General features: G+C 60.7%; 18 protein-coding genes and 1 tRNA gene. 9 read left to right on the top strand and 10 right to left on the bottom strand.

All coding sequences use genetic code 11. The annotated features are described in order from the left end of the window. Positions 1 to 74 precede the first annotated feature (74 nt). Positions 75 to 863, bottom strand: coding sequence for a thermonuclease family protein (locus tag AB8A50_RS18785; RefSeq protein ID WP_439078562.1), 789 nt, complete (start codon positions 861 to 863; stop codon positions 75 to 77). Between the two features lie 195 nt (positions 864 to 1,058). On the opposite strand from AB8A50_RS18785, the gene AB8A50_RS18780 reads away from it, so the two are divergent. From AB8A50_RS18780 to AB8A50_RS18765, 4 genes are all read left to right on the top strand, one after another. After that, positions 1,059 to 2,264, top strand: a complete 1,206-nt coding sequence (locus AB8A50_RS18780; protein WP_439078561.1) for an ABC transporter substrate-binding protein — start codon at positions 1,059 to 1,061, stop codon at positions 2,262 to 2,264. Positions 2,265 to 2,319: 55 nt separating this feature from the next. Continuing rightward, the gene (locus AB8A50_RS18775) at positions 2,320 to 3,108 is read left to right on the top strand and encodes an enoyl-CoA hydratase (protein ID WP_439078560.1); all 789 of its coding nucleotides are present in this window, start codon (positions 2,320 to 2,322) and stop codon (positions 3,106 to 3,108) included. Positions 3,109 to 3,110: 2 nt separating this feature from the next. Beyond that, positions 3,111 to 3,872: a hypothetical protein gene (locus AB8A50_RS18770; protein ID WP_439078559.1), complete on the top strand. Its 762-nt coding sequence runs from the start codon at positions 3,111 to 3,113 to the stop codon at positions 3,870 to 3,872. A 109-nt stretch (positions 3,873 to 3,981) separates the two neighbouring features. Next, a complete protein-coding gene (locus AB8A50_RS18765) occupies positions 3,982 to 6,108 on the top strand; it encodes an acetate--CoA ligase family protein (RefSeq protein WP_439078558.1) in 2,127 nt (708 codons plus the stop codon). 99 nt (positions 6,109 to 6,207) lie between these two features. On the opposite strand, the gene AB8A50_RS18760 is transcribed toward AB8A50_RS18765, so the two are convergent. From AB8A50_RS18760 to AB8A50_RS18750, 3 genes are read right to left on the bottom strand one after another with little or no spacing between them, the layout of a single operon-like run. Then, on the bottom strand, positions 6,208 to 7,014 hold the full coding sequence (locus AB8A50_RS18760) for an enoyl-CoA hydratase/isomerase family protein (protein ID WP_439078557.1): 807 nt from the start codon (positions 7,012 to 7,014) through the stop codon (positions 6,208 to 6,210). Between the two features lie 25 nt (positions 7,015 to 7,039). Further along, on the bottom strand, positions 7,040 to 8,200 hold the full coding sequence (locus AB8A50_RS18755; RefSeq protein ID WP_439078556.1) for an acyl-CoA dehydrogenase family protein: 1,161 nt from the start codon (positions 8,198 to 8,200) through the stop codon (positions 7,040 to 7,042). A 27-nt stretch (positions 8,201 to 8,227) separates the two neighbouring features. Continuing rightward, positions 8,228 to 9,292 (bottom strand): acyl-CoA dehydrogenase family protein, encoded by a 1,065-nt coding sequence (locus AB8A50_RS18750; RefSeq protein WP_439078555.1) that lies wholly within the window; start codon positions 9,290 to 9,292, stop codon positions 8,228 to 8,230. Positions 9,293 to 9,548: 256 nt separating this feature from the next. On the opposite strand from AB8A50_RS18750, the gene AB8A50_RS18745 reads away from it, so the two are divergent. Then, positions 9,549 to 10,334: an SDR family NAD(P)-dependent oxidoreductase gene (locus AB8A50_RS18745; protein ID WP_439078554.1), complete on the top strand. Its 786-nt coding sequence runs from the start codon at positions 9,549 to 9,551 to the stop codon at positions 10,332 to 10,334. 73 nt (positions 10,335 to 10,407) lie between these two features. Here AB8A50_RS18745 and AB8A50_RS18740 read toward each other — a convergent pair whose 3' ends face one another. Next, a complete protein-coding gene (locus AB8A50_RS18740) occupies positions 10,408 to 10,677 on the bottom strand; it encodes a GlsB/YeaQ/YmgE family stress response membrane protein (RefSeq protein WP_089267746.1) in 270 nt (89 codons plus the stop codon). 27 nt (positions 10,678 to 10,704) lie between these two features. Beyond that, positions 10,705 to 11,334, bottom strand: a complete 630-nt coding sequence (locus AB8A50_RS18735) for a YidB family protein (protein ID WP_439078553.1) — start codon at positions 11,332 to 11,334, stop codon at positions 10,705 to 10,707. A gap of 133 nt (positions 11,335 to 11,467) precedes the next feature. Here AB8A50_RS18735 and AB8A50_RS18730 point away from each other — a divergent pair, with 133 nt between their 5' ends. The 3 genes from AB8A50_RS18730 (at position 11,468) to AB8A50_RS18720 (ending at position 13,992) form a co-directional block, all read left to right on the top strand. Continuing rightward, a complete protein-coding gene (locus AB8A50_RS18730) occupies positions 11,468 to 12,469 on the top strand; it encodes a 2-dehydropantoate 2-reductase (protein ID WP_439078552.1) in 1,002 nt (333 codons plus the stop codon). A 489-nt stretch (positions 12,470 to 12,958) separates the two neighbouring features. After that, on the top strand, positions 12,959 to 13,216 hold the full coding sequence (locus AB8A50_RS18725) for a hypothetical protein (RefSeq protein ID WP_231078919.1): 258 nt from the start codon (positions 12,959 to 12,961) through the stop codon (positions 13,214 to 13,216). 311 nt (positions 13,217 to 13,527) lie between these two features. Then, the gene (locus tag AB8A50_RS18720; RefSeq protein ID WP_244528036.1) at positions 13,528 to 13,992 is read left to right on the top strand and encodes a CAP domain-containing protein; all 465 of its coding nucleotides are present in this window, start codon (positions 13,528 to 13,530) and stop codon (positions 13,990 to 13,992) included. 21 nt (positions 13,993 to 14,013) lie between these two features. Here AB8A50_RS18720 and AB8A50_RS18715 read toward each other — a convergent pair whose 3' ends face one another. Both AB8A50_RS18715 and AB8A50_RS18710 read right to left on the bottom strand, forming a co-directional pair. Then, positions 14,014 to 14,739: a hypothetical protein gene (locus AB8A50_RS18715; protein ID WP_439078551.1), complete on the bottom strand. Its 726-nt coding sequence runs from the start codon at positions 14,737 to 14,739 to the stop codon at positions 14,014 to 14,016. A gap of 336 nt (positions 14,740 to 15,075) precedes the next feature. Further along, a complete protein-coding gene (locus AB8A50_RS18710; RefSeq protein ID WP_089267744.1) occupies positions 15,076 to 15,456 on the bottom strand; it encodes a hypothetical protein in 381 nt (126 codons plus the stop codon). 195 nt (positions 15,457 to 15,651) lie between these two features. Here AB8A50_RS18710 and AB8A50_RS18705 point away from each other — a divergent pair. Then, positions 15,652 to 15,728, top strand: a tRNA-Arg gene (locus tag AB8A50_RS18705). 60 nt (positions 15,729 to 15,788) lie between these two features. Here the strand turns inward: AB8A50_RS18705 and AB8A50_RS18700 are convergent. Both AB8A50_RS18700 and AB8A50_RS18695 read right to left on the bottom strand, forming a co-directional pair. After that, entirely contained in the window at positions 15,789 to 18,518 is a 2,730-nt protein-coding gene (locus tag AB8A50_RS18700) for a bifunctional diguanylate cyclase/phosphodiesterase (RefSeq protein WP_439078550.1), read from the bottom strand. 106 nt (positions 18,519 to 18,624) lie between these two features. Further along, on the bottom strand, positions 18,625 to 19,374 hold the full coding sequence (locus tag AB8A50_RS18695) for a GntR family transcriptional regulator (RefSeq protein WP_439065193.1): 750 nt from the start codon (positions 19,372 to 19,374) through the stop codon (positions 18,625 to 18,627). Between the last annotated feature and the right edge of the window lie 198 nt (positions 19,375 to 19,572).

The raw sequence follows: 19,572 nt of genomic DNA, 5'->3' as shown, positions 1-19,572 counted from the left end.
GTCGTCCACTCTCTGCCCAAACAGCCCATTCGCCCAAATCATCTTCGCTCAAGCGATCTTGCTGCCCAAGTGGCCTATTTGTCCCCGACCACTTCGATCTGCCACACCCCGAGCGCCTCGATCCGCGGCCCGCCGCGCCTCTCGATCCATCCCCGAACGCGAATATGTCGTCTTTCCAGGGACTTAAGTATAATTCCTGCCGTCTCGAAGGCGGCTATCATGCGCCTTGAAACGGTCACCGCAAAGTCCTCAGTCCAGCGACGCCCGAAATTGACGTAGGTCACCGTCCCGGCCTGGCGAACCGACAGAACCCGCCCCTCGACCACCCCGAAACGCCCCACATCGGCCAAGATATCGCCGGGACTTTCCGCGTTTTTTATGACGTTGGTTTGAGCCCAGATTCCGCGCTTCAGCCGGCGGGCCAAGCCTTCTGCAGCGGCGAGTTCCGCCGCACAGGCCTTGTCGGAAATCGAGCCAGAGGCGAGGGCGGCGCCCTGTGCCAGAAGCTGCGCCTGGAGCGACGGCGCAGCGGGATCGACGAAGACAAAAGCCGGTTGCCGGCCGTAGCGATCCGGCATGTCGCTTTCGCCGTACAAGGTGACATCACGGCCGGAGGCCAGTGCGAAGAGATCATTCGTCGGCCCTGATGAGTTTGCGATCGGCTCGATCCCCGCCAGACGGATCACGTTGCCGTCGCTCAAGCGCAATGTTCTGACATCGATCACGTCGGCGACACGACCTTCGCCCTGGGCGGCAAACATGCAGGCCGCCGACGCAGATTGCGCAGATGTTGAAATGGCGATCACTGCCAGCAACAGCGTTGCGGCATGCGACACGTCACACTTTGCTGATGCGGCACGCATCACGCCACCTTGCGAGCTCCGGTCAACCTCTCGTCTAGCATAGCCCGCAATCCATTCCGCTTTGCGGAAAACCTCGATGTCTTTGCAGCTATTCTTGGCAGCGCCGCCGCTTGCCGCTGTTGTTCCATTGCGGCATGATCGCGATAACAACAACACCGCGCACGAACAACAACGGCGCGTCTGAGGGAGGGACTTTTGAAGAAGATCATTTCAGGTCTGCTGGCGTCAGCAATGGCATTCGCGGCCACAAGTGCCATGGCGCAGACCAAGCCGCTGAAGCTCGGTGCAATTCTCGATATGTCGGGCCTGTATGCCGATATCACCGGCGTTGGCAGCGAGACCGCTGCGAAGATGGCTGCGGAAGATTTCGGCGGTGAAGTGCTGGGCCGCAAGATCGAGATCATTGCTGCGGACCATCTCAACAAGGCTGATCTGTCCGCCAACATCGCACGCGACATGCTCGACAATCAGGGTGTCGAAGCCATCATCGACGTTGCGGCATCGGCGACCGCGCTGGCTGCGAGTGAGATCGCACGGGCGCGCAACAAGATCATCATCTTCAACGGCCCGGGTTCAATCCGCCTCAGCAACGAGGCCTGCGGCCCCTATACGGTGCATTACGTGTTCGACACCTATGCGCAGGCCAATGTGACCGGCCTCGCCACCGTGAAGAACGGCCTCGACACCTGGTTCTTCCTGTCGGCGGACTATGCATTCGGTCAGGATCTCGAAAAGGACACCACGGCTGTCGTCACCAAGGCCGGCGGCAAGGTGCTGGGCTCGGTCAAGCATCCGCTGAATACGTCCGACTTCTCGTCCTTCCTGCTGCAGGCGCAGAGCTCCAAGGCCAAGGTTGTCGGCCTCGCCAATGCTGGCGGTGATACGATCACCGCGATCAAGCAGGCGGCCGAGTTCGGCCTGACGCGGAGCGGTGGCCAGAAGCTATCGCCGCTGCTGGCCTTCATCTCCGACATCGACAGCGTCGGTCTCGATACCGCCCAGGGCTTGATCCTGGCAGAAGCGTTCTACTGGGATCTCAATGACGAGACGCGCGCTTTCACCAAACGCTTCCAGGAGCGCACCAAGCGCGTGCCGACATCGGCCCAGGCCGGCGTGTATTCATCGGTGCTGCATTATCTCAAGGCCGTGAAGGCCGCCAGCACCACGGACTCGGCTCCGGTCATGAAGCTCATGAAGGAGACGCCGATTAACGACATGTTCGCCAAGAATGGCCGGATTCGCGAGGATGGCCGCATGGTGCATGACATGTACCTGTTCGAGGTGAAGAAGCCGTCGGAATCCAAGGGCCGCTGGGACGACTACAAGCTGCTCGCGACCGTTCCCGCAGAGCAGGCATTTCAGCCGCTGGAAGCCTCGCGCTGTCCGCTGGTGAAAAAGTAATCGTCGGGGCTTGAAGCTTGCCGGACGATCAAGAACAACAACAAGGAGCGCAATCATGAGCGACATCGTCCTGCAGGACCTCGACAACGGTCTTCTGACCATCACCATGAATCGTCCGGATCGGCGCAATGCGCTCAATCCGGAGATGACACAGGGGCTGGTCGCGGCAGCACGCCGTGCGCAGGAAGATCACGACGTCCGCGCCGTGCTCATCAAGGGCGCCGGCGGCACGTTCTGTGTCGGTGGCGACGTCAAGTCGATGGCGGCCGGCCGCGCGCCGCTGCCGTTCGAGGCCAAGCGCGCCAATCTGCGCCGCGGCATGGAAGTGTCGCGCATTCTGCACCAGATGCCGAAGCCGGTGGTGGCGCAGCTCGACGGTGCGGCCGCAGGCGCCGGTCTTTCGATCGCGCTGTCCTGCGATCTTCGTGTCGCCAGCAAATCGGTGAAGATCACCACGGCTTTCGCCAAGGTCGGCTTCTCCGGTGATTATGGCGGCACCTATTTCCTGACCAAGATGCTCGGCAGCGCCAAGGCACGCGAGCTCTATCTGATGTCGCCGGTGCTCTCCGCACAGGAAGCGCTGGCGCTCGGTATAGTGACCAAGGTTGTCGATGACGCCGAGGTGGAGACAGCGGCGCGCGACCTAGCGATGTCACTCGCCCAGGGCCCGAGCATCACCTACGGCTATATCAAGACCAACATCAACAATGCCGAGACGATGACGCTCGAAGCCTGTTTCGACGGCGAGGCGATCCATCACACCCGCTGCAGCGATACCGACGATCACAAGGAGGCCGCCAAGGCCTTCGTCGAGAAGCGCAAGCCGGTCTTCAAGGGGCAATGACCATGAGCCAGATGCGGTTGCGGCAAGTTTGTCTGGTCGCTCCGCATCTGGAGCCAGTGGTGAGCGATATCGCGGCCATTCTCGGCCTCAATGTCTGCTACCGCGACCCCCATGTCGGCAAATACGGCCTCGAAAATGCACTGATGCCGGTTGAGGCGACGTTGCTCGAAGTGGTCGCGCCGACGCAGCCGGGCACGGCGGCCGGGCGGTTTATGGAGAAATCCGGCGGACGCGGTGGCTATATGGTGATCCTGTCCTGCGAGGATCCTGACGAGCGCGGGCGCTTCGCCGCCAGCATCGGCGTGCGCACCGCCAATGTGATCGATCATCCGCCCTATCACGGCGTGCAATTGCATCCACGCGATTGCCGGGCCGCCTTCATCGAGTTCAATCATACCAAAGACAGCGACGACGATTTCGGGCCGTATCCGCCGGCCGGTCCGGACTGGCAGGAGGCGATCCGCCACGACATCACGCGCGCGCTGACCGAGGTCGAGCTGCAGAGTCCGGACCATTACGATCTGGCGCAGCACTGGAGCAATATCATCGGTGTGCCGCTGACCTCGGCCCGCAACGACGATCCGCAGATCGCGTTCACGAACGGCTGTTTGCGCTTCGCCAAGGGTAAGAGCGAAGCGATGACCGGGATCACTTTTCGCGTCAACGACGTCGCACAGGTGCTCGGCAGCGCACGGGCACGCGGATGTCCCTGCGCCGGGGATGCATTTCTGCTGGCCGGGGTCACGTTTCGCGTCGTTGCGTGATCGCGGCAATCGCCACACGATCCCTTCTTTTCTGACGCGTTTTCTTCATGCGAACCGGTATCCACTTCGCTCGGAAACGCTACGGCAACAACAATAAACGGGAAACGCCATGACTGTGACATGTCCGCATCCGCTGGACTCGTTCTTCAATCCATCCAGCATCGCCATCATTGGCGCTTCCCGCGATGTCACGAAGATCCCAGGCCTGCTCCTCTCCTTTTTGCGCAAGAATCAGTTCTCCGGCGCGATCTATCCAGTCAATCCGAACTATCCGGATATCGATGGGCTGACGTGCCATCCGACCATCGCAGCCATCGGGCAGCCGATCGATCTCGCCATCGTGATCATTCCTGCGCGCGTCGTGCTTGGCGCGCTTGAGGAGTGCGCGACGCTCGGCGTCAAGCACGCGATCATCATCTCCTCCGGCTTTGCCGAGGAAGGCGGCGATTCCATCGCCATGCAGGATGCTATTGCGACGCTGGCGAAGCGCACGGGGATGCGGATCTCCGGACCGAACGCCGAGGGGTACTACAACCAGATCGCCGGCATTGCCGCGACCTTCAGCCCAACCGTTGATGTAATGCCGGATCAGCTACCGCTGGCCGCTACCACGAAGCGGATCGGCATCGTCGCACAATCCGGCGGCATCGGCTTTGCGATCTATAACCGCGCCAAGTCGCTCGGCATTGCTCTGAGCACCGTGATCTCGACCGGCAACGAGTCCGATCTCGGTGCCGGCGAATTCTTTGGCTACATGGTGCAGGACACGGCAACCGACGTGATCCTGCTGTTCATCGAGGGCATTCGCGACGTCGACAAATTTCTCGCCGCGGCTCGCAAGGCGGCGGAGCTCGGCAAGCCGGTCATCGTCGTAAAGGTCGGCCGCTCCGGTGCTGGCGAGCGCGCAGCAGCCTCGCATACCGCCAGCATGGCGGGCTGGACGGCCGCCTATGATGCGGTGTTCGCGCGCTATGGATTCATCGTCTCCAACGATCTCGACGAAGCGGTGACCATCGCCGCCGTGCTGACCACGTCGCCGCTGCCGAAGGGCGACCGCGTCGCTGTCGTCACCGTCTCGGGCGGCGCAGGTATCTGGGGCGCTGATGCCGTGTCGGCGCAGGGGCTGCAGGTGCCCGAATTGTCGGACGGCGTTCAGGCGACGATTCGCGGGCTGATCCCGTCCTACGGGTCGCCATGCAATCCGATCGATATCACGGCCCAAGCGGTGCATAGTGGCGGGCTACAAAAGACCATTGAATTGCTCGACAGGTCTGACGAGGTCGATGCAATCTTGGTGGTCATCTCGCTATCGAGCGAGACGCGGATGCCGTTCAAGACGCCGGAGCTGAAGCCCGTCATTGCTGCGCAGAGCAAATCGATCGTGTTCTGGTCCTATACGCTGCCGTCCAATTTTGCGCGCACCGGTCTCGCCGAATCCGGTGTGGTCGTGTTATCCGGCCTCACGCATGTCAGCGTCGCATTGAGGCGACTTGTCGATCACGCCAGTTTCAATCTGGCTGAACCGGTCGCCACGGTCGCGGCTGCGCCGAACGATCTGGTTGAGCATCTGACCGCGCCGACGCTCTCCGAGTATGACAGCAAGACGCTGCTGCAGATTGCCGGTGTCGCGCTGCCAGGCGAGGTTCTTGTCACCGACAGATCGGCGCTGGATGCAGCGATTGCCAAGATAGGCTTCCCGCTGGTGATGAAAATCCAGTCGCGCGACATTCCGCACAAGAGCGAGGTTGGCGGCGTCAGGGTCAACATCACCACGAAGAATGAAGCCTCAGCTGCCTATGATGCGCTGACCGCCAGCGCCCGGCAGCACCGACCGCAGGCCGCGCTGCAGGGCGTGCTCGTTTCGCCGATGGCTAGCAAGGGTGTCGAGATCATCGTGGGCACACTACTGGATGAGACCTTTGGGCCGATGGTGATGGTCGGCCTTGGAGGAGTGACGGCGGAATTGTTCAAGGACGTGGTCTATCGTCCGGCGCCCGTGAGTGCCGCTGAGGCTGCTTCCATGCTAGGCGCACTCAAGGCCGCGCCGTTGCTGAACGGCTTTCGCGGCGCGCTGAAGGCCGACGTGTCGGCGGCGGCGGAGCTGATTGCGCAGCTCTCGCAGCTCGCAGCTCAATTCAAGGGCGAGATTGCCGAGATCGAACTCAATCCGGTACTAGTGCATCCGGCGGGCGAGGGCACCACCATCGTCGATGCGTTGGTGGTGCGGAAAGACTAGAGTGCCCATGACATAAAAATGGCCGGGGCGTCTAGCGAAGCTCGCTTCGCGCTGCCCGGCCATTCACAGTGAGGTTTGAAAAACAAACCCGACGGGGACTTAGCGCCCCTTGAAGTTTGGCACCCGGCGTTCAGCAGTCGCCGCAACGCCTTCCTTGAAATCTTCTGTCTTACGCAGGCGCGTCTGTTCGGCGAGTTCGTGCTCCGTCGCCTTGGCGACGCGGTCGGCGAGGCCGTTGCGCATGGTGGCGCGGGTCGAAAGCAGGCCGAGCGGCGAGCATTCGGCGATCTCCTCAGCGAGCTTGATGGCGGCGTCGCGGACCTCGGCCTGCGGCACCAGCACATTGGCGAGGCCCATCTTCAGGGCTTCCTCTCCGCCGACACGGCGGCTGGTGTAGAACATCAATTCCGCATTGTTCTTGCCGACCACTTCGGTGAGCGCGACCGTCAGGCCGAAGCCGGGATGGAAGCCGAGCTTGGTGAAGTTGGCGGCGAAGCGGGTTTCCGGGCAGGCGACGCGGAAATCGGCCGACACCGCGAGGCCGAGGCCACCGCCGATGGCTGCGCCCTGGACGGCCGCAACGATTGGCTTCTTGGCGCGGAAGATACGCACGGCTTCCATATAGAGATGGCCGATGGAACCGAGATTGTCAGCGGGGTCGCCGCTTTTGGCGGCCGCTTCGGTTTCCTTGCGGTTGGGATCGCTGAAATCGGCGCCGGCGCAGAACGCCTTGCCTTGCGCGCACAGAACCGTCGCCCGGATTTCGGGATTGGCATCGATCTCGTCCAGCGCGTTGGCGATCTGCTGGATCAGCAGGATGTCGAAGAAATTCAGCGGCGGCTTGCGAATCTCGATGATCGCAATGTGGCCGCGGGTCTCGACGGCGATGTCTTTGTAGGTGGTCATGATGGCTCTCTGTTGAATGGATGGATCAGCGCAGACCAAGTCCGCGCGCGATGATGCCGCGCAGGACTTCGGTGGTGCCGCCCTGAATGGTCAGTTTTGGCGCCGTCTTGATGGCGAAGCCCAGCATCTCGTCCAGCGTGGCGTGATTGGAGGCACTGTCGTCGACGAAAGCCGCGAGTTCGCGCACGCGATGGGGCAACTGCTGCTCCCAGATCGTGCCGATATCCTTGACGATGGACGCTTCCACCACCGGCTCCTTGCCGGCCTGCAGCATGCCGGCCACCGACACCGACATGCGGCGCATCGTGTGCAGCTGTGCGACGAGGCGGCCGATGCCTTCGGCGCTGCGGGTGTCCGGCTTCGGCCCGACGGCGCGAACCAGTTCGGTCAGCACGTAATAGGTTTCAAGGAAACGTTCGGGGCCGGATCGCTCATAAGCGAGTTCGCTGGTGGCCTGCTTCCAGGCGCTGTCGATCTCGCCGAGCATGTGGTCGTCGGGCACGAAGTGATCGGTGAACACGACTTCGTTGAATTCATACTGGCCGGTGATCTGCGCGATCGGGTTCACCGTAATGCCCGGTTTCTTCATATTGACCAGAAACTGCGTCAATCCGTGGCGGCGATTTTCCTTGGTCGGGGCCGATGTGCGGAAGATCGCGATCATGTAGTCGGCCATATGCGCCGAGGTCGTCCAGATCTTGCTGCCATTGATGAGCCAGCCGCCATCGGTCTTGGTGGCCTTTGTCTTGGCAGCGAACAGGTCGGAGCCCGAATTCGGCTCGCTCATGCCGATGGAGAAGCAGACCTCGCCGCGGCAGATGCGCGGCAGGATATCCATCTTGATATGTTCGGGCGCATATTTCAGCAGCACCGGGCCGCTCTGGCGGTCGGCGACGAAAAAGCGGCGCACCGGCGCGTTGGCTACGCGCATCTCCTCGGTAACGACGTAGCGTTCAAGGAACGAGCGCTCGTGGCCGCCATACTTCTTGGGCCAGGTCATGCCGAGCCAGCCGCGCTCGCCGACGCGCTTGCTGAATTCAGGATTGTCCGAGTCCTCGCGCTGGGGCTTGTGCGGATCGAAAGTGCCGGCGGCGATTTCCTCGGCGAGGAAAGCGCGGACTTCCTTGCGCAACTGCTCGCATTCGGGCGGCAGGCGGATCGGATCGAAACGAAGGGCTGCAGTCATGTGAAAGATCTCGTTTCTTGTGTTCGATCAGCGCGAAGCGACCAGAGGCCACAGCTCGTCGGCACCGCGCGCAGCGACCAGTTTGCCGAGTTCGACTGCCCAGTAGCTTTCGCTGCCGAAATCATCGCGCCATGCCAATGCGCGCAGCGTGTAGCGGTGCAGGATGTGTTCCTGCGTGAAGCCGATGGCACCAAGAACCTGATGCGCAATGGCGGCGCCCTTTTCGGCGGCCTCGGAGCAACGGATCTTTGCAGCGGCGGCCTCGAGGAAGAGCGCGTCATCGAGCGGTGCGCCGCTGGAGAAGGCGTCAGCCGCGGAGCTGGCAGCAGCGAGGGCTGCCGAGGTCTCGCCCGCTAGCTTCGCCAGATTGTGCTGCACTGCCTGGAATTTCGAGATCTTCTTCTCGAACGCCACGCGCTCGCCGGAATAGTTCACGCCGATGCCAAGCATGGTTTCCAGTGCACCGGCAATCTGCTGGCTGCGCACGAGTGCACCCATCAGCAACAGCGCGTTCTGATCGAAACCCGATGGTGCAGATTGAATAGTGACCGGCTTCACAGTGCCGAAATGCACCGTGTCGGACGGATCATCGGCCAGACCGAGCCCACCCTCAATCCGGCAGGCGCTGGCGTCCACCAGGGCAATAGAGGCGCCGCCAATGCCGGAGGCGACGACGGCGATGTGTTTCGCATCCGTCGCAAACGGCACGCCACGTGCGCGGCCTGTGATTGTACCATCCGCGTTGAGCGTGAGGCGATCGCGCGGGCTTGCCGGCGCGACGGTCATCATGCCTTCGGGCGATTTGATCTGGGCCTGGGTGAGCAGCCAGCCCGCCAGCATGGTCTCGGCGAGCGGTACAGCAACGCCAGCGCGGCCGGCGACGCTGAGGACGCTGAAACCTTCGGCCATGCTGGTGCCGGAGCCGTCGCACTCTTCAGGCACCCATGAGAGCGGCAGTCCGGCATCGGTCAGTGCCTGCCAGAGCGGCGCTTTCCAGCTGCCGTTCTTGTCGTGATTGATGGTCTGTGCGTCAGCGAGATCGGCGAAAATACGTTCCGCGGTTTCCGCAACGATATTGTCTGCGTCCGTCAAGGCGTTCCTCGTGTGCTAGCGCATCTCATTCGGCGGGGAATGCCGGGCATGGACGCTGCCACTTTTCTTGCATTCATGATGCGGAAAAGGCGGAAGGAAGACAAGCGGGCTGGCCGCAGAGGGGCCTGCGGTGGCGGCATGATGTGTTGGTGCAGCGCAATTTAATTCCGCAAAGCGAACTTGTGCCGCGTTGTATACCAGTGCGACCGCACTATGGTAGATCGCATCAGCGTCAGAACAAGCAGAGGAAATGCAGATGGCAAGTGACGGTTTGTGCGTCGTGATTACAGGGTCGGCATCGGGGCTTGGTGCTGCGACCGCCGCCATTCTCGCCAAGGACGGCGCCCGTATTGTCGTCAACTATTCGTCGAGTCAGAAGGAAGCCGAAGCCACTGCCGAGCTGTGCCGCGATGCTGGTGCAACCGAAGTCATCGTGGTTCAAGGCGATGTATCGAAGGACGACGATTGCAAGAACATCGTCGCGGCTGCCCAGCACTGGGGGCGGATCGATGCGCTGATCAACAATGCCGGCATGACCAAGCATGTGCCGCATCACGATCTCGATGGCCTGTCCGCGGAAGATTTCCAGCGCATCTATGCGGTCAACACGATCGGGCCCTATCAGATGGTGCGTGCGGCGCGTGCCTTGCTCGAAGCCGGCGCCAAGGCGTCGGGTCGTGCTTCGGCCGTCGTCAATGTCTCGTCGATGGCCGGTATCACAGGCGGCGGTTCGTCAGTCGCCTATGCCGCCAGCAAGGGCGCGCTGAATTCGATGACGCTGTCGCTCGGCCGAGCACTAGCTCCGCTGATCCGCGTCAATACGGTCTGCCCTGGCTATATTGATACGCCATGGTTCACCAAGGGACGCGGTGCGGACGGCGCTGCCAAAGTTCGCGATGCCGTAATCGCGCGAGTTCCGCTGAAGGTGGCCTCGACCGCGGAGGACGTCGCCGCCCTGATCTGCTTCCTCGCCACGTCGCCATCGAGCAATATGACGGGCGAATTGGTGCGGATGGATGCCGGCATGCATCTGCTGGCCTGATCGGAAACCTGCGTCAAACAGCAAAAAGCCTCGGGTAATGCCCGAGGCTTTTTCATTCTCGATTGCTGGCAGATCAGCGATTGCCCGGATCGGAAATCATCCGGCGGGCAACCAGCCTGTTCCAGATGAACAGCACCACCAGCGCGCCGATCGTGGCGGTGATGAAGCCGGCACCCTGGTTCGGGCCGTAATGGCCGATCTGCTGGCCGATGAACGTCGCCAGGAATGCGCCGGCAATACCCAGGATAGTGGTCAGAATGAAGCCGCTGGGGTTGTTTGGCCCCGGTGACAGAAGGCGGGCGATAATGCCTGCGACAAAGCCCACAACGAGAATCCAGATCATAGCAATATCCCCTCTTCTAAGTGCGCGTTAAACCCAGCTGGACTTAACTTCGTCTTCCGTGGGTAGCCGGCCATGCGGTGTGAACTGATTAACGGCATCGGGCAGTTCGTTGCTCAGCTCCGCGAGAAGCTGCTCGCGGGACATGCCGGTGCGCGATGTCAGTTGCGCGATCTGATCCGCGCCAAGCGCTGCGCCGAGATCGTTAGGCGAAATCTGCTTGTTCGGGCCGGAACTGACCCAGGAATCCGCGGCGTCGCCATGGCCGTTCTGCTGGAACTGCTTGAGCAGGTCGCCGAGGCCACCGCTAAGCACGCTGCCGGCAGCTCCACCCGCTAACAGACCGCCGAGCGGGCCCTTCAGAAGGTCGCCGAGGCCGCCACCGCCTGCTGCAGTGCCAGAATTTCCGCCGAGGAGGCCGCCAAGCATACCACCGAGGCCGCCATCCTGCACGCTGGCCTGCGTTGTATTCGGCGGCGGGATTTCTTGCGAGCGCCCCTGTGCCGCCGGTTGGCTACCAGTGAAGTGCTTGTAGCCTTTGTAGGCGAGCAGCGCGAGGATCGCCATCGTCATCGGCGACATGCCGCCGCTCTTGTCGTCGGGATCGCTGGGGCCACGCGGCCCGTTGGCCATGCCATTCAGAATGTCGAGCAAACCCATGATCATCTCCTGTTCTGCCAGCCCGGCGAAAGCATAGCTGCGCGGTATGACGCCTACAAGGCGCGTCGGTTCCGCCGATATGCAGCGCTGCGGCATTTTGCTAGTAACGGATGCTGGATGAACGGGAGATGACGTGATCAAAACGCGGCCCATTTGTATCGCCGGTGCCGGCAGTATCGGCTGTTTCGTGGGTGGCATCCTGGCGGCAGCCGGCCGCGACGTCGCCATACTGGCGCGGCGGCGCATCGTGGACAGCATCGAGGGGCACGGTCTGAGGCTGACGAGCTTCGAGGGACTTGATCAACGTCTCGCCCCCGGCCAGCTGCGGCTGTCGGATGACCCCGCCATCATGAGCGAGGCGAAGATCATTCTGGTCGCGGTCAAGAGCGGCGATACGGCGAAGATGGCGGGGCTGATCGCGGATCATGCAGCGCAAGACGCGATCGTCGTCAGCCTGCAGAACGGCGTCGGCAATGTTGCGGTCCTCCGCGCAGCTCTGCCCGGGCGCCGCATCCTCGGCGGAATGGTGCCATTTAATGTCATCGCAAAGGACGATGGTCATGTTCACCGCGCAACGTCCGGAAACATCGTCGTCGAACGCGATGGGGCCGATACCGCTTCGAAGCTATCCGTGCCGCATCTTGCCGTCCTTGCGAGCGACGATATCGTCGGTGTCCAGTGGGGTAAGCTGCTGGTCAATTTGAACAACGCGCTCAATGCGCTGTCGGATATACCGCTGCGGTCGCAGCTTGCACAGCGCGCGTGGCGCTCGTTATTCGCCGATCAAATGGCGGAAGGCTTGGCCGTTCTGAAAGTCGCCGGTATCAAGCCCATCTCGGCGACGCCGATCCCTGCGCGACTAACGCCGCATTTGCTGCGGCTACCTGACGGCCTGTTCAATATGCTGCTCGGGCGGACGATGAAGATCGACGCAAATGCGCGCTCGTCCATGTGGGAGGATCTGCAGCGCGATCGACGCACCGAGATTGACTATTTGCAGGGTGTCGTCGTTGAGCTGGCGGCGAAATATCAGATCACGGCTCCGCTATCGCTGCGCGTGATGACACTGATCAAGCACGCAGAGACGTCAGGCAGGGGATCGCCCGCACTCACGCCAGATCAGATTCGCAGTTAGCGTGAAATTGATTGAGCTGAAGGGAGTGTTGGATCGGCTTCGGCGCTATCATTACGAGAATGTTACTAATCATTTCGGCTACTATCGGCGGACTCAACTATCCGAATGCTCCAATTGCGTCTGCCGGTCAATGCGATGGTACCATTATCCGTTGCATTCGCATCAAGCCGATGATTATCCGTTAAATATCAATTGCGGATACGCGTCGGTGAATTCTCAGTAAATGAGATGTAAAGCGTCTTTTAGCCCGTTATTCGCAGACGAGTAGCAGTTCGCGTCGTGAAGAAGGCTCGCAGGAGTACGGCTGGTTCAATACTAGACATCATGATGTGACATCAGGGGCTATGTCATTCGCGACATCTTTAGTATAGAAGGCCGCGTGATTTGACGGTGGTTCGCGCTTCGCGCGCCGGGCTGGGCGTTTGATCCTTTCATATCATCGGCAAAGCGTGTGCCGGTCGAATTATTCAACTAACAATCGGAGCTACAATGGCCAAGAAAGCGAAAAAGAAACTCGTCCGTCGCGAGTACACCAAGGAAGACGTGAAGATCCTGAAGGCGCATTCGAAGGCCCAGACCCCGCTCGAGAAGATTTCCAAGGAGATGAAGCGCACCGGTGGTTCGCTGCGTCAGAAAGCCATCAAGCTTGGCATTCCGCTCGGTCATCGTCGCCGCAAGGCGAAGAAGGTTGCCACGAAGGCTACCAAGGTGACTAAGACTGCAAAGGCCAAGAAGGCCAAGAAGTAAGCTTTCGTACTGAACGAAGCCGGCCTGAAGTTCGTTAGCGCTTCAGGCCGTTTTCTTGGGTGGAGCGATCGATGCGAACCCTGTTTTTGAAGGTCTTGAAGCGGAAATCCTGCGCCGCTATCGCTGTGGTTGCGGCGATACTAAGCATTGGTGCCATCGCACCTGCATTTGTGGTTCCTCCGACGGTCACCCCGTCGCCGGGTTATGATGCCCGGCTTGCCGAGCAACGACGCGCGACTGAAGTGCAGGCGCCTGCGCATGCTCGCAAGCCCGCTGCCGCGATCGTCTGCGCAACGTCGTCGGTATAGTCATTGGATCTGATCCGTGAAGCGATTGTCATGACCTACCGCCCCCTGAGGTTGTTTGTGCTCTGTGGTGCGTTGATCGTGGCAACCATTGTCGAAAGCAGAGCGGCTGATTATGCGAGCCAGATCAGTGCCTTTCGCCGAGCGCACAAGCTCTCCTCTGTCACGCTGGACAGTAAATTGAACGCGGTCGCGCTTGCTCAGGCGCAGGCGATGTCATCCAGTGGCAAGGTCAGCCACGAGGTCGGCGGTGTTTTCTCCGCGCGTGTGGGGAAGCTCCGCAAATCCAAAGCAGCAGAGAATATCGCGGCGGGCTTCCTGACATTTCCCGAAACGTTGAGGCAATGGGAAGAGAGCCCAGGTCATCGCGAGAACCTGCTCATGTCCGGCGCACGCAAGGTCGGCGTCGCTTACGTCGCCAATCCCAAGTCGCCCTACCGGATGTTCTGGGCGATGGTCATCACGGATTGATACCTGACAGGTTGCTATGGCTCAAGTGCGCTTGGTCTTGGCCGGCGCGGGCGTGCCGAACAGCGCGTCCTTGATGTCTTTCAGCCCCGATGACAATTTGGACCACCCACAGGTAAGGGGCTCGATCGCGCAATCCGGCTCCTTGGCGCGCACTTTGGGCCGAGGCCTAGGTAGCACGACAGGCTTCGCATCGCTTGGGGTTTCCGCGGTCTGCCGAAAGTCCGTTTCGAGCGCAGCCTGGGTTTGCGCTTCGCGCTGCTTTTCAGCGAAGGCCGCGACGATGACGCTGCGACGCTGATTGTCCAGATAGATCTTGTACTGCTCGTCGATCGCCTTCTGTTCAGCCGTGGTTGGGTTCGGGCCAGCGATATCAAAGCTGCGGTTCTGCATGAAGTCGTGATACGTATAGCCGCCACCGCGCTTGCGCCGTCCCGCGAATTTGCTTTCGCAATCCGACAGCGCCACAGCCTTGGCGTCTTTCGAAGCCGTCGATTTTTCGATGCGCTCGGCGCAATCTTCATAATCCGCAGGCGCGGCAGTCCACCATTGCGCACGAGCAGGCGAAGACATCAACGCGAGACCGGAGAGTGATGCGGTCGTCAGTAGCGCAAGTATGAGTGACTTGTATGCGGACAAATGAGCCACGTGGGTTCCGATGTAGATAACAAACCCAATTCTCGCCATTTGTGGGCCATTTTTCAACCTCGGATGTGTTACTTCTCCCCGCTTTTGGAGCAAGTGCAGCATGACTGCATCAGTGCGGTCATGTGGTAAGCAAACCGGCGTTATTTCGCGATACAACGCTGATGTGGAAGTGTTTTCAGGCAGAGATCTGTGGCTGCTCTCATATCACTGAAATTGATGACTTCAGAGTTTGAGTCATTCTTGACAGTAGTTTTCGGATCGCGCTGCTACTCGACGCGCAATCACCTACACGGGACCACACGTAGTTTGCGAAGCGACGGGCTCACGTCCGATGGAGCGGTGTTGTCGTTTCGTTTCTTGCGCCTGGAACTCTATCGGATAACAGACACGAAAAAGGGCGGTCCTTGGGGCCGCCCTTTTTCTCAGATATCAGTTGTATTACTGGCAGATGTGTCGTCGGCCGTCCTCGCCGCGGAACCAAGTTCCCGGCTGACACACGAAGCCCATGCGCTGTGCGTAGGAATCGCGCGGGACGCCATTGTAGCCATCATAGGAATTGTAGCTGTTCCGGAACGGCGCAGTTGCGATGGCCCCGGCGGTGCCCACAGCCGCCCCCGCTACACCGACCGCGCCGCCAACCACGCCTGCCGCAACGTCACCCGGCCAGAAGCCCGAATCACGATAGCCGCTATCGACTGTACTGGCGCGATAGTCCTGCGTGGCCTGCGCCCGGCGATTCATCGGGTCCTTTGCCATCACTGGCGTAGCGATCAAGCCAGAGACCACGGCAGCAGCAGCAAGAAGTTTCATCTTTGTCATGCGGGATTCTCCATCGTTATTATGACAACCAGCCAACGATGGGCGGTCCGAGACGTTCCGCGATAGATGTCCCGATCTTTTAAGGGCATGTGACGCCGGTTCCGGCCCCGTCCTATTTGAACTGCCAACGGGTAGCGATGATCGAACGGCTCTGGTATGGAACTGTCCATGCCCGGTGTTCCTGACCGGGATCGCGGTCCCGTAGCTCAGCCGGATAGAGCGACGGTTTCCTAAACCGTAGGTCGCATGTTCGAGTCATGCCGGGATCGCCAGCTTTCCTTCTGTTTAATCCAAAACAGGCCATTTTCGCGACGAGTTCGGACCTCCTGGTGTCAGGCGACAGCGATCTCGCGCTTCTGGAGCATGGCGCGAATCTCTCGTGACGGCTTGGCGGCACTGAAAAGAAAACCTTGCATCTGGGTACAACCGAGCATACGCAGTGCGTCGAGTTGATCGGCTGTCTCAACGCCCTCCGCCGTGGTGATCATGTTGCGGGCGGCCGCGATGGTTACAACCGCCTGTACGATCGATGACGATCCGCCGGGCGCTACGATGTCCCGGATGAAACTGCGGTCGATCTTGACCTTGTCGAACGGGAATCGCTGCAGATAGCTGAGCGACGAATAGCCGGTCCCGAAATCGTCCAGCGCAATCCCGACACCGATGCCGCGGAGCTGATGGAGGATCGCGAGCGCCATCTCATCATCGCGGATCAGCACTGTTTCGGTGACCTCAAGTTCGAGCCGGTGAGCTGGCAAGTTGGCTGCCACGAGGGCTCGAGTGACATTCAAGGCCAGGGTTTGCGTCGTGAATTGAATCGGCGATACATTGACAGCGAGCTTGATCGGCGCCGGCCAGGAGGCCGCCTCAGCGCATGCCGTTCGCAATACCCAATTGCCGAGTTCGGTAATCAGGCCGGTTTCTTCGGCGATCGGAATGAACTCTGCCGGTGAAACCATGCCGCGAACCGGATGCCGCCAGCGGAGCAACGCTTCGCAACCAGTAATCTCGTTGCTGGCGATATCGACGACGGGTTGATAGTGAACCTCAAGTCCGTCTTCCGCGAGCGCCTTCCGCAGATCCTGCTCCAGCGCGCGCCGCGCCCTTGCGCCTTCATCCATGGCAGGCTCGAAGAAGCGAAAGGTGCGCCGTCCAGCGGCCTTGGCGCTATACATTGCGAGGTCGGCATGTCTCAGCAATTCGTCGAGATCGGAGCCGTCATCGGGGGCTACAGCGATTCCGATGCTGGCATCGGTCGTGATCTGGTGACCAAGGCATTCATAGGGCTGCCGGATGGCGTCATAGAGCGGCACCACCAGATGGGTGACATCGCTGCGGCGGGCAATTCCCGTATGCACGATGGCGAATTCGTCGCCGCCAAGTCGCGCGACAAAGCCCGCATTACCGACACAGCTGCGCAGCCGCGTGGCCACGATTTTCAGCAGCTCGTCGCCGATCGCATGACCGAGCGTGTCATTGACGCTCTTGAACTCATCGATATCGATATAGAGAATCGCAAATCGCGCGCCGTCATGCAGCGTTGCGATTTCCGCTTCGAGGCGCTCACGGAACATCACCCGATTGGGGAGATCTGTCAGAGCATCGTAATGCGCAAGATGGGCGATGCGCTCTTCCGAACGTTTGCGATCGGTGATGTCCTCGAGCGTCGAGGCCCAGCCGCCGTCCCCCGATCTCTGAACGAGGATCTGGATCGAACGACCATCCGGCGTGGTCAGTAGCGTATCGTGGACAGGGCCTTCAGCAACGCTTCGCAAGAACGACGTGCAGTATTCGTCGACATCGCCGATGAAGGTTCCGTTGTCCTTGCGATGCTGGATGAGGTCGCGGAAATAGCAGCCTGGCTTCACGATCTTGTCGGATAGTCCGAACATGTCGATGAAGCGCTGATTGCAGACGACCAGCCGGCCATAGGCATCGAACAACAGCAGTCCCTGCGTCATATTGTTGATTGCAGTATCGAGATGTGTCGATTTTTGCGCCAGCATCCGTTCGGCCGAGCGGTGCTGGCGGTTCAGCTGCCGGACGATCAGGAACAGCGTCGCCAGGATCACCAATGCGGCAAGTGTCGCGCCGATGATTTGATATTTGGTCTGCTCGCGCCAGTCATGCAGGGCCGCGGGCATGCTGGTGGTCGCGACGATCATCACGGGAGCCGCCGCGAGGCGCCTTGCGGAGCCCAATTCGTCTTCCCCGTCGATGGGGCTGATATAGTGCCCCGTCGAGGTTCCGCCCGTCGACCAGAGGTCCTTGAAGACTGAGCTGTTGCTGAGGTTCTGGCCGATAACGGTCTCGTTCTGCGGATAGCGAGCAAGCACGGTGCCGTTGCGGTGGATCATCAAGATCTTGGCGTCTTTTTCGAGCGCGAGGGATGCGAAGAAGCTCTCGAAGTGAACCGGCTCGACGCCGCGGCTGATGATGCCCATGAATTCGCCGTGGCGTCCGATCAGCTTGCGCGAAAACACGGCGGTCCATGCACCAGTCACCCTGCTGATGACGGGTTCGGCCAATACGACCGCGGGCCCGTTGTCGGCCTGCAGCGTCTGGAAATGCTGACGGTCGGCAATGTCGATGGCAGGCACCGGCCAGGTTTCCGACGAGTTGAGCAGCTTGCCTTCGGAATCGAACAGGTTGATGCCGCCGACATAGGGCAGGCTGCTGAGCTTGGTGCGTAGCATGCGGTGGACGTCGATCCCCGACATCAGATGCTGATAGGCGGCGCTGTTCTGGATGTTGGCCGACTTCATATAGGTGATGACGTCGTTCTGGATGCCCTGCAGGTCTCCGAACTGCTGGTCGAAGTGTCGTGCGACCAGCAGAACCGTGTTGTCCAGTTCGCGCTTCTTGCTCTCGATGGCGCGGTCTCTGAAATGGACGGTGATGTAGGCCGTGCCGATGGCGATGGCGGTAATCAGCAGGCAGCCGCACAGGATGAGGCCTTGGATCGGCCCGCCTTGAAATCGGAAACGGCGCAGCGCGGCGAAGCCAGCAAGGCCGCCAGCGCCATCAGACCGTTCCCCGGACTTTGCGTCGTTTTGCCCCATGCGTAGTTTTGTACCGGGGGGACCGCCAACGCGCCGTTACGAACTTCGGTGAATGATAGGTTAAGACGCTGCGCCATCGCGACGATGTCGATACGCCGCCGGTGGCCTATCCCGCCGCCGAACCATTGACGATATCGGCCTGCTCGCCGCGCTCGATCAGCGATTTGACCAGCGAGGATTTCACGCCGGAGACGTGTTCGCGCATCAGTACCTCCGCGCGCCAGGGCTCGCGGGCCAAAATGGCGTCGTAGATCCGGTGATGATCATCATGACGCCGGCGTACGTCGCGATGCTCGAAGGCGACGATATTGCGGCTCGATGACATCGGCACGTGGTGGCAGATCCGGATCATCTCCGCCAGCATGCGGTTACGGGCGGCGCCCAGCAGGGTGTCGTGGAAGTCGCCATTGATACCGCGATAGATGGTGAGATCGCCTTCCGCGAACTCACCGCGCGCCAGCAGCTTGTCGCCGGCGACAAGGCTTTCCTCGATGATGGCGCGCTCCTCGGCGCTCAGTCCACGTTCGGCGGCGAAGCGTGCGGCCACGCCTTCCAGCGATGCGCGAATTTCATAAGCATCGACGATGGCCGAGAGCGGGAATTCACGGACGGTGAAGCCGCGATTGGGGGCGTAGTCGAGCAGCCCTTCGCCGGCCAGTGCCTGCAAGGCGGCCCGGACGGGGGTCCGCGAGACCTCCAGCGTCTTGCTGAAGCGGACCTCGTTGATCCGTTCGCCTGCGCTGACCGTGCCATCCAGAATGGCGTCGCGGATCTGATCCGTCACCGATAGCGACCGGTTAGCGGCGCGGCCGGGGCCGCCAGCTTCAGGCGGCGGCAAGGGGGATGAGTCGGGCATCGGTGGTGCTCCGCAGAAAAGTGAATACAATTAAATCCGAGTGTGATCCGTCTTTGCTACTCAGCATACAGGAAAGCGCTATTTTGCTGCATAAATATCGCGCACAAAGGGGAGGCAATTCGCGGAAATGATGAGCATAGGGAAAAGTGTATGTAATTCTGATTGACTCATGACCCGAACCCGCAATGATGCGGTCAC

It is taken from the genome of Tardiphaga sp. 841_E9_N1_2 (assembly GCF_051811065.1).
Taxonomy (GTDB): domain Bacteria; phylum Pseudomonadota; class Alphaproteobacteria; order Rhizobiales; family Xanthobacteraceae; genus Tardiphaga; species Tardiphaga robiniae.
The sequence above is the reverse complement of the archived record's forward strand: the minus strand, read 5'-3'. Positions and strand labels throughout refer to the sequence as shown.

Bases quoted from the DNA above. Each gene is read 5' to 3' on its own strand.
- AB8A50_RS18785 (WP_439078562.1), bottom strand. From the start codon at position 863: ATGCGTGCCGCATCAGCAAAGTGTGACGTGTCGCATGCCGCAACGCTG.
- AB8A50_RS18775 (WP_439078560.1), top strand. From the start codon at position 2,320: ATGAGCGACATCGTCCTGCAGGACCTCGACAACGGTCTTCTGACCATC.
- AB8A50_RS18770 (WP_439078559.1), top strand. From the start codon at position 3,111: ATGAGCCAGATGCGGTTGCGGCAAGTTTGTCTGGTCGCTCCGCATCTG.
- AB8A50_RS18765 (WP_439078558.1), top strand. From the start codon at position 3,982: ATGACTGTGACATGTCCGCATCCGCTGGACTCGTTCTTCAATCCATCC.
- AB8A50_RS18760 (WP_439078557.1), bottom strand. From the start codon at position 7,014: ATGACCACCTACAAAGACATCGCCGTCGAGACCCGCGGCCACATTGCG.
- AB8A50_RS18755 (WP_439078556.1), bottom strand. From the start codon at position 8,200: ATGACTGCAGCCCTTCGTTTCGATCCGATCCGCCTGCCGCCCGAATGC.
- AB8A50_RS18745 (WP_439078554.1), top strand. From the start codon at position 9,549: ATGGCAAGTGACGGTTTGTGCGTCGTGATTACAGGGTCGGCATCGGGG.
- AB8A50_RS18740 (WP_089267746.1), bottom strand. From the start codon at position 10,677: ATGATCTGGATTCTCGTTGTGGGCTTTGTCGCAGGCATTATCGCCCGC.
- AB8A50_RS18735 (WP_439078553.1), bottom strand. From the start codon at position 11,334: ATGGGTTTGCTCGACATTCTGAATGGCATGGCCAACGGGCCGCGTGGC.
- AB8A50_RS18725 (WP_231078919.1), top strand. From the start codon at position 12,959: ATGGCCAAGAAAGCGAAAAAGAAACTCGTCCGTCGCGAGTACACCAAG.
- AB8A50_RS18715 (WP_439078551.1), bottom strand. From the start codon at position 14,739: ATGCTGCACTTGCTCCAAAAGCGGGGAGAAGTAACACATCCGAGGTTG.
- AB8A50_RS18710 (WP_089267744.1), bottom strand. From the start codon at position 15,456: ATGACAAAGATGAAACTTCTTGCTGCTGCTGCCGTGGTCTCTGGCTTG.
- AB8A50_RS18700 (WP_439078550.1), bottom strand. From the start codon at position 18,518: ATGGGGCAAAACGACGCAAAGTCCGGGGAACGGTCTGATGGCGCTGGC.
- AB8A50_RS18695 (WP_439065193.1), bottom strand. From the start codon at position 19,374: ATGCCCGACTCATCCCCCTTGCCGCCGCCTGAAGCTGGCGGCCCCGGC.